Genomic DNA, 11880 nt, shown 5'->3' on the forward strand with positions numbered 1-11880 from the left:
AAAAACAACCGCACTTTTGGTTTAAGGAAAAGGGCGGTTGTTAGTTAGCTAAGCCAAGCGAGGGATTTAGTTTGATTTTTTACGACGTTTTAAAGTATCAAGTAATACGGCAAAGACGATGATTAAACCTTTTACAATTTGTTGCCAGTAAGGATCGACACCTAACATATTTAGACCTTTGTTGGTTGTGCCTATAATCAATGCGCCAATTACGCACATTGGAATGCTACCAAAACCACCACTTAATGATACGCCACCGATTACCGCAGCAGCAATTGCATCAAGTTCCCAAGCTAATCCGTAAGAAGGGTTACCTGCATAGGTGCGAGCTGCAAGCAATGCACCCGCCAAACCAGATAATGCGCCCGCTAAGGTATATACCCAAATTAAGGTTTTGGTGGTGTTAATCCCACAAATTTTTGCCGCGTTAAGATTTCCGCCTACTGCATAAACATGGCGGCCAAAGGTGGAGCGGCTAAGTAAAATGTGTGATCCAATCACAATCAAAATATATAAAATCACCAATCCAGGTAAGCCGAAAACATTTACATCGGCAATCCAAGTAAAGGCCTCGGAGGAGGCGTCAATTGGGCGTCCATCTGAATACAATTGTGCAGCACCACGCGCAATAATCATCATACCTAAGGTGGCAATAAAAGGCGGAATTGCGCCTACTGCGGTTAATGTTCCATTAATTGCACCGAGCAGTGCGCCCAATGCTAATGAAATCGCAAAAGCGAGAATAGCCGCACTTACGGAATCCCCGCCAGTAACCACGGAGGCGGAAACTACTGCGGTGAGTGCAACGACAGAGCCTGAGGATAAATCGATCCCTGTGGTGATAATTGCAAACGTTACGCCGATAGCAATAATCCCAAACATTGAAACTTGTTCAATAATACTCCAGACCGTACGAGCAGAGAAAAAACCATCAATTGAGAGGGAGAGGGCTAAAAAGAGTCCAATTAAGATAAAAACCATTCCATAAGCGTTTATGATTTTCTTTAAAGTCGCGTGTGACATAATATATACCTCATTTGTTTTCACCATTTTACTGGTTTGAATGAATGTTGATCTGTTTATAAATGCTGTTATGCGCCTGACGCTAATTCTAAAACGCGTTCCTGCGTTAGTTCTTGATGTGGGATAATTCCAACTTGGTGCCCTTCGTGCATTACCATAACTCTATCGCTCATTGAAAGTAGCTCTAGCATATCTGATGTGATCATAATGATCGTTTTTCCTTGCTTTGAAAGCTCAACCATTAATTTATAGAGTTCTGCTTTCGCCCCTACATCAATACCTTTTGTTGGTTCATCAAGGATTAAAATATCAGGTTCAAGTAAAAGCCAACGTGCGAGTAATACTTTCTGTTGGTTTCCTCCTGATAGATTATTAGTAATCACTTCTACATTTGGCGCCTTAATTTTGAGCTTATCTTTTTGTTCATAAGCCGTTTTTTGCGCACGAGTTACTGATACCAAAAAGTTTTCCAAGTAAGGAGACATTTTCGGCATAATCATATTGTCAGTGATACTTAAATTAAGAAATAGCCCAGTTAATTTACGATCTTCTGTTACAAAACCAATTTTGTATTTCATTGCATCTAAGGGATTATGAATTTCAGCTTTTTCACCATGAATGTAAATTTCTCCGCTATCTGCTGGCTTATAGCCAAATAACCCTTCTACTATTTCAGAACGCCCTGCCCCTACCAAGCCAGCAATACCAAAAATTTCTCCTTTGCGAACTTTGAAATTAATATTTTGATATTTTCCTGCACGGCTAAAGTTTTTAACTTCAACAACAATTTCATCTGAAATCTCGAAACGCTCACGTTGGAACATTTCAGACATATCTCGCCCAACCATCATTGCGATAAGCTGATCTTTAGTAATATCTGACGTTGCTTTTGTACCAACATATTGCCCATCACGAATTACGGTAATCTCATCAGAAACTTTAAATACCTCATCTAATTTATGTGAAATAAAAATAATGGCGATACCACGATTTTTCACAATATCAATAATACGATAAAGTTGTTCTACCTCAGTTTCAGTCAATGCCGTGGTCGGTTCGTCCATAATAATCACTTTCGCATCATTTGAGACGGCAGTTGCAATGGCGACAAGTTGTGCTTTCGCAACAGAGACTTCAGACATTTTGACGGTAACATCCATTGGCACGCCAAGATCATTGAGAATTTCTGCTGCTCTTGCATTCATCTCTTTTTGATTAAGTAAGAAACGTCCTTTTGTAATTTCGCGCCCAAGATAGAAATTATCTGCAATGGTTAAATTGGCGGCAGGTGAAATTTCTTGCGGCACCATTGTTAAGCCATGTCGAATAGCGTCAATAGGTCGGGTAGGTTTAAAAGGTTTATCATCTAAAATTAACTCACTGCCTACATCGGGGGGTGTAAATGCCGTAAAGCACTTTCATCAATGTGGATTTACCTGCGCCATTTTCACCCATTAAGGCGTGAATAGAGATCCTCTTTTTACTTTTAAATTAATTCCATCTAATGCTTTTACCCCAGGAAATGTTTTAGAAACATTACGCATTTCTAAAATATAGGGCAATTTTGTCGCTGTACTCATACTCTACTCCTTCATATCAATATTTATCAGAGTTATTCTTTATATTTATTGAGATATTGTGCTTTTTTATCAGGTGTAACTAACTCAAATGGAATCCATTTTATGGCGGGAACTTTTTCTCCTTTTGCCGCTTTATACGCCAGTTCAATACTCATTCTGCCTTGTTCTGCAGCCGACTGAAATATAGTGGCATCTAAGCCTTTACCAAGATATTCAAGCGCATCTGGTGTTGCATCAATACCGATAATAATTATTTCATCATCAGCAATCCCTGCTTTCCTTGCTGCAAGTAATGCACCGATTGCCATTTCGTCATTATTTGCTAGCACTACATTAATATTTTTGTGTACCGCAAATAAATTTTCGGCGACTTCCATTGCTTTCGCTCTATCCCATTTTGCCTCTTGCTCGGAAAGGATATTGATTTCAGGGTGAGAAGCTAAAACAGATTTATTTCCTTCTGTGCGTTTAATTTGTGCATCAAGTCCTAAAGGACCTAATAAAATAATGGCATTAGCAGGTTTTCCATTTAATGTGCGTAAAACGAATTCGCCTTGCATTTTTCCACTGGTAATTTCCTCCGAACCTACATAGCTGGTGAGGTATTGCATATCTTCATCATTCGGTTTAACCGTAACAGCAATTAATGGAATTTTTGCTTTCTTTGCTTTTAAACCTATTGATTTCACAATTTTAGGATCGGTTAGCATTACAACAATGGCATCAACATCAATAAAGTTTTCAATATCATTCAACATTTTTGCCGGATCGCCATTTGCATCTGCAAATTTGAGTTTTACATCCTGATGCGCCTTTTCAAATTTCTGCATTGCATCTTGTAAATAAGTGGGATACTTATCCGACAAGCTATACATCGACACACCTATGGTTAAGGATTTGGCAAATAATGCGGGAATAAAGAAGATGCCAAGAAGTAGGAAGAATAGTTTTTTCAACATCACTTACACTCCAAAAATAACTTAAAAATGAACCGCACTTTGAGTTATCTCGTATCAGTTAAAGGAAAGGACAAAGTCAGCACTTTGCCCTTCAGTATGAGTGTTATTTGTATTTGGCTTGATATTCCTCTTTTTTATCTGGGGTAACTAATTCAAATGGAATCCATTTGATGGCAGGCACTTTTTCTCCTTTTGCCGCTAAATATGCCACTTCTGCACCAGCAGAGCCTTGCCCCTTGGCTGATTGATAGACGGTAGCATCAAGCCCTTTGCCTAAATATTCCAAGGCATCTGGCGTGGCATCTAAGCCAACAATAAGAATGTCTTCATCTTTTAGTCCAAGTTTACGTGACGCAAGCAACGCCCCAATTGCCATTTCATCATTGTTGCTCACCACAACATTAATCTCTTTATTTGCAGCCAATACGTTTTCAGCAATACTCAACCCTCTATCGCGTTCCCATTTTCCTTCTTGCTCTGTCGCGATGTTGATATTTTTATGTTGTGCAAAAATATCTTTGTTACCTTGAGTACGCTTAGTAACAGCATCTTGCCCTAAAGGCCCTAATAAAATTAATGCATTACCCGATTTGCCATCTAACGTATTCACAATAAAATCCGCTTGAATACGTCCGCCTTCAATCTCATCAGATCCCACATAGCTTGTAACGTATTTCATATCTTCATCATTAGGTTTACGATTGACAATAATGAGAGGAATTTTGGCTTTTTGTGCTTTACGTCCAATGACCTTAACAATATTTGGATCTGTAGGGACAACAAGTAAAGCATCAACATTTTGATCGATAAATGTTTCTACATCATTTAACAAACGAGCGGGATCGCCATTTGCATCGGATAATTTAATTTCCACATCATCGTGTTTTGCATCAAAATCACGAATCGAATCTTGTAAATATGTTTGCCATTTATCAGCGAAAGAATTCATTGGGGCACCAATCACAAGCTGCTTACTCATCACCGCTTGAGAGGTCAATAACAATCCGCCACATAACATTGCTAATAGTGTTTTTTTCATTCTTCTACTCCTATTTTAAAGGTTAGATTGATTACAAAGCCGAAATACCACTATATTGCACAAGGCCTATTTTGTGAATATAAATTTCAATTTTAGATAATTTTGAAACAAATTATCTATTTTTATATATAGCATTAAGGTCAAAGGCTCGCAATCATCAAGTTAAAAAATTGTGAATTTAGATCGTGTTTTGCCATTTAAAAATAGAAAAAAGCACATAAAAACTCACATTTTTTCCACCGCACTTATAAAAAATGAAGGTTTAAGCATTTTTCTACCCTTTGATGAGCTTTTCATCGCATAAATCTAGTCCCTAACCAAAAATTTGATCTCCATAACAAAATGAAACATTTCCGTTTGATCATCCAATATTTGAAATGTATATTTCAATCAATGGAGTTTCTTTGATGTAATCAACTTATCTAAAAAGATATAAGGAATCGTTATGTTAGCCTTTATTTCCTTTGTAGGTTTTACGGCATTAGTTGCTGTGTTAGCTTGGTGGTACACCAGAAAAGACGATCTGAGTAACTCGGAAGGGTATTATCTCGCAGGGCGCTCATTAACCGCGGTGTTCATAGCAGGCTCAATGATGCTGACCAATCTTTCTACGGAACATTTAGTTGGCTTGAATGGATTGGCTTATCGTCAAGGATTTATCGTAATGGCTTGGGAAGTGATCGCAGCCATCACCATTGCCGCGTTCGCCCTTTATTTTCTGCCTAAATATCTAAAGCTAGGGATAGCAACAATCCCTGAATTTTTAGAAAAACGCTTTGATAAAGGCACACTACTGATCACCTCCTTACTTTTTTAGGCTGCTATGTCATCTCCTTATTACCTATCGTGCTTTATACTGGTGCTTTAGCATTAGAAAGTTTATTCCAAGTTTCTATGGTCTTTGGCGTGAGCAAAACGACTGCTATTTGGATAATGGTATGGGGCATTGGCATTCTAGGTTCAATTTATGCTATTTTTGGTGGCTTAAAAGCGGTTGCTGTATCTGATACGATTAATGGCGTTGGGTTATTAGTTGGCGGTATTTTAGTTACCGTTTTAGGGCTTGCCTATGTCGGGGCAGGAAACCCTTGGGAAGGGCTGAAAGAAGTCTATCAAGCTAATCCAGACCATTTTAATTCTATTGGCAATAAAAATTCCGTTGTCCCATTCTCCACATTATTTACCAGAATGATTGTATCCAACCTATTCTTCTGGTGTACAAATCAATCTATTATCCAACGTGCTTTAGGTGCAAAAAACCTCAAAGAAGGGCAAAAAGGAGTACTATTCTGTGCATTCCTAAAATTGTTAGGACCTTTACTCATTATCCTTCCGGGAATTGTTGCCTTCCACATTTTCCAAGGACAACTTGATGTGCCAGATCAAGCCTATCCAGATCTTGTACACCTTGTTTTACCTGAAGCATTAGTCGGTTTTTTTGCTGCGGTTGTCGTAGGTGCTGTGCTTTCAACATTTAATAGCGCATTAAATTCTTCCGTTACGCTTTTCTCTCGCAACGTATATAAAACTCAACTCAATCCTAATGCGAGCGATCTTCAATTAGTCAAAGTCGGAAAGATTGTCGGCACAGTTTTAGCAATCATTGCAATGATTGTGGCACCACTGGTTGCTAATGCGCCAGAAGGGCTTTACTTCCTAATTCAACAGCTACAAGGTATTTTTAACGCTCCGATTTTAAGTGTAGTTGTAGTGGGGCTGCTAACCAAACGCGTTCCACCAATTGCGGCAAAATTTGGCTTAATTTTTGGTATGGTTGCTTACATTTTCTGTTCATTTGTTATTAAAGTGGATATTCACTTCTTCCACTTAATCGCCATTCTCTTTGCGATTAATGTAGTGGTCATGCTTATTATTGGTAAAATTGCGCCAATGGAAACACCATATAAAGAAGAATACACCAAACAGGTGGATATTAAACCTTGGGCGTTAGCAAAACCAGTCGCATTAATTATTAGCTTCCTTTCTTTCACTATGTACATTTTTATGGCGCATAATGTCCCTGATTATGTTTGGATTGGCTACTACTGCCTTGGCGCAACATCAATTTTGTATTTTGTCTATGCACTTGTTAAAGAAAAACAGCACAGTTGAAATCTTAATATAACAGCCACAAAAAACGCCCGAAATGGGCATTTTTTTGAAATCAAATCCCCAATCCCTGCCGAATAAGCTGTTCTTTCAACAAGCTGAATTGATTGGTGGCGCTAAGGCCGATGCCGCGGGCAAGTTTTTTCAGCGGGTTGTTGCCGGCGAAGAGATCTTTTAAGCCTTGCATTGCTATGAGCATTTTTACCGCTTCGGCTTTGCGTGTGCGTTCGTAATAACGTAGGTTGCGGTATTCACCGATGTCTAAGCCTAGGGCAAAATGTTTTTCAATTTCTTGCGCCAGTAGTAGGGCATCTTGCAAGCCGAGATTTACCCCTTGTCCTGCCAGTGGGTGAATGGTGTGTGCGGCATCGCCAATTAGGGCGATACGCGGTTGAGCGAAGTTGCGTGCATAGCGCGCGGTAAGCGGAATGGCTTGGCGTTCGCTTTGCACTTCACATAATCCCAGCTGATTATCAAAGGCGATACTCAGCTGTTTGTTGAATTCTGTTTGTTCACAGCAGCTCAACTGTTTGGCTTGTTCTGGCGAAAGCGACCACACTATAGAACACAGATTTTCTTGATGTAATGGCAAGAACGCCAAAATGCTATCTGGAGCAAAAATTTGTCTGGCGCAGTGTTGATGTGGCTCTGCGGTTTTCACGTTACATACTAAGGCATATTGCCCATAATCGCGGAAAATAAGCGGAATATTAGCTTTTTGACGTAGCCACGAATTTGCGCCGTCTGCGCCCACAACCAGTTTCCCCGCTAACATTTGTCCGTCTGTTAAGGTGAGAATGGCGGTGCTTTCGTTAATGCCCAAGTGTTGTGCTGTTGCGTTGAAAATTTCCACATTTTCTTGTGTTGCCACTTGTTGCCACAGGCTATGTTGAATGATCTGGTTTTCCACAATATGCCCAAGGTGGGAAATGCCTAAGCCTTTGGTGTCAAATTCAATTTTGGCGAAACTGTCTTTTTCCCACACCAGCATTTTATCATAGGCGGTGGCACGTTCAGCTTGAATGGTTTGCCACGCGTTGAGTTCTTGCAATAAATGCTCGCTCGCAAGATTTAACGCGCTAACACGATAAGCTATATTCGTTAAAGAAAAATGTGGCGGATTAGGTTCGAGTAGGGCGATACGCATTGCGGTATTTTTTAATTTGGCAGCGAGCGCAAGCCCCACCATTCCACCACCGATAATAATTAGATCAAAATTTTTCACTATTCTAACCACCCTAATGCTGGTTTAATAAACTGCTGTTTGAGTAAATGAGATTGCGCCATTGCCATTAGCCCCAGATTCCGCCCAATTTGCAACGGTAATAATTCATTGGCAAAGAGAGAAACCAAGCCGTTGGTTAAGTTGATGAGCGTTGTTTGATTCCCTTGGCGTGCATTTTCATATTGGCTTAATAAAGAATAAGTGCCGAGATCTTGCCCTTGCATAAAGGCTTGGCTTAACAATTTAGCTAAGCAAATCACATCACGCATACCAAGATTGAAGCCTTGCCCTGCAATGGGGTGTAAGGTTTGTGCAGCATTGCCGACTAAGGCGGTGCGGTGATGAATGTGCTGGCTGGCTTGATATAACGCCAAAGGATAAGCAAAACGCTTGCCGCATTGTTGCAACTTGCCAAGCCGCCAGCCGAATTGTTGTTGTAGACGGGCAAGAAATGCGTCATCAGGCAATGCCATTAGCTCATCGGGTGATTTCACGCACCATACTAAGGACATTAAATTCTCTTGCATTGGCAGAAGCGCTAATGGGCCTTGCGCAGTGAAACGCTCAAAGGCACGCTGTTGGTGTGGCTGTTGTGCTTGAATGTTGGTGATAATGGCGGTTTGCTGATAATCGCGAAGTTTGTTGATCGCAATGTTGGCAGATTTCGCCACCAAAGATTGTGTGCCGTCTGCGCCGATAATCAGCTGACAAGATAAAGTGCGGTGATTTTTTAGCGAAATTTTCACCCGCACTTGCTCAAATTGGATTTGCTCAATCTCCACTGGGGAAAAATAATCAATGTTGGCGTATTGCTTGATTGCAGTCAGCAAGATTTCTCCCACAGGCTGTAAGGCGACCACCGCGCCCAATTGTTTTAGCTGAAATTCATCAGCGTGAAATTCGACTAAACCACTATGACCTTTATCGGAAACGTGAATATGCTCAATGGGGCAGGCAAGGGGTGAAATTTGTTGCCATAATGATTGTTGGTTAGGCAAATTGAGCTGCGCAAGCTGTTGACAAGAACCTGCTGAAAGGGCAATGCAACGGGCATCAAAACCGCTTTGCTGATGTTGTTGGGGCGCTTGTTTTTCTAATAACGCAATGCGCATTTTGCCTTGAGTTTGTGCGCTTAACGCTAAAGCAAGGGTGCAACCTGCCATTGCACCGCCCACGATAATCACATCATAATGCTTAATTTGTTCCATTTTTGCCCCATTTTACTTCACTGTTATTACGCGTTATGTGCCATCACTTGTTCGATTTCATCAATTTCTTTTGGCACGGCGCTGGTTAGCGCTTTGTTGCCGTATTCGGTGATCACAATATCATCTTCAATACGCACGCCAATGCCTTTATATTGCTCAGGCACATCGGCATTGCTTGGAATATACAAGCCCGGCTCAACCGTTAGCACCATACCCACTTCTAATGGACGATCGCGTAATTTGCTGCTTTTTCAAGGCTATAACGCCCTACATCGTGCACATCAATGCCAAGCCAATGGCCTAATCCGTGCATATAAAAGGCTTTGTAGGCTTCATCGGCGATCAGCTGATCCACTTCCCCTTGCAAAATACCTAAGCGCACCAAACCTTCCACTTTAATGCGGATCACTTCTTGATTCACTTGCTGAATATTATTGCCTGCCACCAAGGATTTTATGGCGTGCTTTTGTGCATTTAGCACGATTTCATAAATTTCACGTTGGGCTTGGCTGAATTTGCCATTAACGGGATAGGTACGGGTAATATCGCCAGCGTAGTAAGCAAATTCACAGCCAGCGTCCACCAGTACCAATTCGCCGTCTTTCAAAGGCTGATCGTTTTCGTTGTAATGCAGAATACAGCCGTTTTCACCGCCTGCCACAATGCAATTAAAGGACGGAAAACGTGCGCCAAAGCGATTAAATTCGTGTAGCAATTCCCCTTCAATTTCAAATTCTAAGCGGTTCGGGCGGGTTTGTTTCATTGCGCGTAAATGCCCCAATGCGGTGATTTGTCCTGCTTGTTGTAAAAGCGCAATTTCATTGGTGGATTTGATTAAACGCATTTCATCTAAAATCGCAGCCCAATCAAAAACTTGCGAAAATTGCACCGCACTTTTCTCCAACAATTTATTGCCCCAAGGTTGTGGCTCAGGGTTATGGTAAAGTGCGGTAAAATTTTGGCTGATTTTTTGCCATTGTGGCGCAAAGTCTTCAATGGAATAGGCTTCGTTTAAGTTTAATTTAGCGGCTGCTTTTTCCACGCCCAGACGGCGACCATTCCAAGTTTCCATTAACGGATCAGAAGGGCGTAAGAACAATATTGTGCGAGATTGTTGTGCGGTTTTGGCTAATACTAAGATCGCATCAGGCTCATTAAAGCCCGTTAAATACCAAAAATAGCTGTCTTGACGGAAAGGGTAGTGAGTGTCTTTGTTGCGCACTTGTTCTTGTGCCGAGAAAATAATCGCCAAGGAATTCTCCGCCATTTGCGCCAACAATTTTTCACGGCGTTGCACAAATTCTTCGGCAGGGATTTGGGCTAAATAAGCAAGATCCATCTTCGTTCTCCTTAATGTAATACGGTTTTCTGCGTGGCTTGGTAAGGGCGATAATGAGCATAAAGCACCGCCACCAAGGTGCGAACATATTCCGCCACTTGTTCTAAGGATTCCGCTAGCTCTTCAGGATCGTCATCTTCTTCATAAGCCAATACAGCAATATTTTGCAGATCATCTAAGGCTTCGCCAATTTCCCCGTTTCTTTATCCATTTTCGCTTGCACTAAGCCTAAACCGAGCAAAAAGTGGCTTGTCCATTCTGAAAGGGCATCAATTTCGTTAAACACATCGCCGTTTTCTGGTAAGAAAAGTTGAAAGTTGAAGCTATCAATATCTTCTAAACTGTGCTGAATATCGTGGTAGAGCGCCGAAACCTCTTTTAACAAAGCTGTAGGGTAGGCCTCGCCATTGTTGGTAAATTCATTCATAAAAATCGGCCATTTTTGCTCACTCGCGCCGCCACAAATTAAACCAGTGAGAAAGCCGTGTAATTCGGCGGCGGTAACAGGAATGGTGGCTTGACGGAGTTTTTGTTCTAATTCGTCATAAGAGAGAATATCAGACATAATTTTTCCTTTGCTAAAGATAGGTGTAGTTTAGCACTGTTGGATTAAGCTAACCACAATCAGGCGGATTTTTATGACGAAAAATATTTGCTATGGCATAATAGCGAAAAAATTTATTTTCACTGAGGATAAGTATGTCATCGCAAAGCATTGAATTGTCCGTATTAGGACAGGTTTTACGTTTAAATTGTCAAGAAGATCAACACGATGCCTTACGCCAAGCTGCTCGCGCGTTAGATCAACGAGTATCTGAGATGAAGGAACGGACAGGCATCTTACAATTGGAAAAAGTCCTTTCTATCGTGGCGTTAAATCTAAGCTATGAGCTCATCCAACAGCAGCAAGTTACACAGAAAATTGAACAAGCAGTTAGCACACAAATCAAACAGCTAGATAGCTCTTTGGAAGGCATTTTGGCGCAAAAAACGAATGTCTGATGAAATAATATGATCTTAGCTAAGAATTGGAAAAATTAAGCTAGTCAATACGGTTAAATTGCGTTAGTATTACCACAAATTTAAAGATTACCTGAGATGTTCGCTAGTGGGTTACGTCCCTGAGCCGATACTTAACATCTTATGAATCGGTTTCCTATTGTTGGTGTGCAAGCTTACCTTGGCGCAAGCCCTGATGTAAGAAGCCTAAAAACGATAACGACTGATTCCCTTGAACCGTAGGGTTCAAGGACCGACCACTCACAACGGCATCTCGGGTTCTTCCATAAAACAATGAACCTCACAACTCGCAATCAACAACGCCAAATTATTCGCCAACAAATTCGTCAATTACGGCAATCTCTTAGCCCAGCTGAGCAAAACCTTGCTGAACAAAAA

Annotated in this window: 8 protein-coding genes, 1 other RNA gene and 3 pseudogenes; 4 read left to right on the forward strand and 8 right to left on the reverse strand. The window is 40.9% G+C overall.

The genetic code is table 11. The features are described from left to right. Window positions 1-66: 66 nt before the first annotated feature. From C3Z13_RS01360 to C3Z13_RS01375, 4 genes and pseudogenes are all read right to left on the reverse strand, one after another. A complete protein-coding gene (locus C3Z13_RS01360; protein WP_103854768.1) occupies window positions 67-1023 on the reverse strand; it encodes an ABC transporter permease in 957 nt (318 codons plus the stop codon). 68 nt (window positions 1024-1091) lie between these two features. Beyond that, window positions 1092-2603: pseudogene (locus C3Z13_RS12575) on the reverse strand (sugar ABC transporter ATP-binding protein). A 32-nt stretch (window positions 2604-2635) separates the two neighbouring features. Next, window positions 2636-3562: a substrate-binding domain-containing protein gene (locus C3Z13_RS01370; RefSeq protein ID WP_103854769.1), complete on the reverse strand. Its 927-nt coding sequence runs from the start codon at window positions 3560-3562 to the stop codon at window positions 2636-2638. Window positions 3563-3665: 103 nt separating this feature from the next. Continuing rightward, window positions 3666-4601 (reverse strand): substrate-binding domain-containing protein, encoded by a 936-nt coding sequence (locus C3Z13_RS01375; RefSeq protein WP_103853705.1) that lies wholly within the window; start codon window positions 4599-4601, stop codon window positions 3666-3668. A 445-nt stretch (window positions 4602-5046) separates the two neighbouring features. Between C3Z13_RS01375 and C3Z13_RS12580 the strand changes: the two genes are divergently transcribed. Together C3Z13_RS12580 and C3Z13_RS01380 are read left to right on the forward strand one after the other, a co-directional pair. Beyond that, window positions 5047-5418, forward strand: coding sequence for a sodium:solute symporter family transporter (locus tag C3Z13_RS12580; RefSeq protein WP_256594093.1), 372 nt, complete (start codon window positions 5047-5049; stop codon window positions 5416-5418). A 29-nt stretch (window positions 5419-5447) separates the two neighbouring features. Next, entirely contained in the window at window positions 5448-6713 is a 1266-nt protein-coding gene (locus tag C3Z13_RS01380; RefSeq protein WP_281258755.1) for a solute:sodium symporter family transporter, read from the forward strand. 52 nt (window positions 6714-6765) lie between these two features. On the opposite strand, the gene C3Z13_RS01385 is transcribed toward C3Z13_RS01380, so the two are convergent. From C3Z13_RS01385 to C3Z13_RS01400, 4 genes and pseudogenes are all read right to left on the reverse strand, one after another. After that, window positions 6766-7935 (reverse strand): FAD-dependent monooxygenase, encoded by a 1170-nt coding sequence (locus C3Z13_RS01385; RefSeq protein ID WP_103854770.1) that lies wholly within the window; start codon window positions 7933-7935, stop codon window positions 6766-6768. After that, the gene (gene ubiH / locus C3Z13_RS01390) at window positions 7935-9143 is read right to left on the reverse strand and encodes a 2-octaprenyl-6-methoxyphenyl hydroxylase (RefSeq protein ID WP_103854771.1); all 1209 of its coding nucleotides are present in this window, start codon (window positions 9141-9143) and stop codon (window positions 7935-7937) included. Before ubiH ends, C3Z13_RS01385 begins: the two co-directional genes overlap by 1 nt. 26 nt (window positions 9144-9169) lie before the next feature. Further along, window positions 9170-10482, reverse strand: a pseudogene (pepP, locus tag C3Z13_RS01395) (Xaa-Pro aminopeptidase). Window positions 10483-10493: 11 nt separating this feature from the next. Beyond that, a pseudogene (locus tag C3Z13_RS01400) lies at window positions 10494-11038 on the reverse strand (YecA/YgfB family protein). A gap of 143 nt (window positions 11039-11181) precedes the next feature. Between C3Z13_RS01400 and C3Z13_RS01405 the strand changes: the two are divergent. Together C3Z13_RS01405 and ssrS are read left to right on the forward strand one after the other, a co-directional pair. Beyond that, window positions 11182-11484, forward strand: coding sequence for a cell division protein ZapA (locus C3Z13_RS01405; protein WP_103854772.1), 303 nt, complete (start codon window positions 11182-11184; stop codon window positions 11482-11484). Between the two features lie 85 nt (window positions 11485-11569). Further along, a non-coding RNA gene (ssrS, locus tag C3Z13_RS01410) (6S RNA) lies at window positions 11570-11766 on the forward strand. Window positions 11767-11880 lie beyond the last annotated feature (114 nt).

Origin of the sequence: Avibacterium endocarditidis, assembly GCF_002921145.1 — a bacterium.
Classification (GTDB): Bacteria; Pseudomonadota; Gammaproteobacteria; order Enterobacterales; family Pasteurellaceae; genus Avibacterium; species Avibacterium endocarditidis.

Coding starts and splice junctions, on each gene's coding strand:
- ubiH (WP_103854771.1), bottom strand. CDS start 9,143: ATGGAACAAATTAAGCATTATGATGTGATTATCGTGGGCGGTGCAATG.
- C3Z13_RS01360 (WP_103854768.1), bottom strand. CDS start 1,023: ATGTCACACGCGACTTTAAAGAAAATCATAAACGCTTATGGAATGGTT.
- C3Z13_RS01405 (WP_103854772.1), top strand. CDS start 11,182: ATGTCATCGCAAAGCATTGAATTGTCCGTATTAGGACAGGTTTTACGT.
- C3Z13_RS12580 (WP_256594093.1), top strand. CDS start 5,047: ATGTTAGCCTTTATTTCCTTTGTAGGTTTTACGGCATTAGTTGCTGTG.
- C3Z13_RS01370 (WP_103854769.1), bottom strand. CDS start 3,562: ATGTTGAAAAAACTATTCTTCCTACTTCTTGGCATCTTCTTTATTCCC.
- C3Z13_RS01375 (WP_103853705.1), bottom strand. CDS start 4,601: ATGAAAAAAACACTATTAGCAATGTTATGTGGCGGATTGTTATTGACC.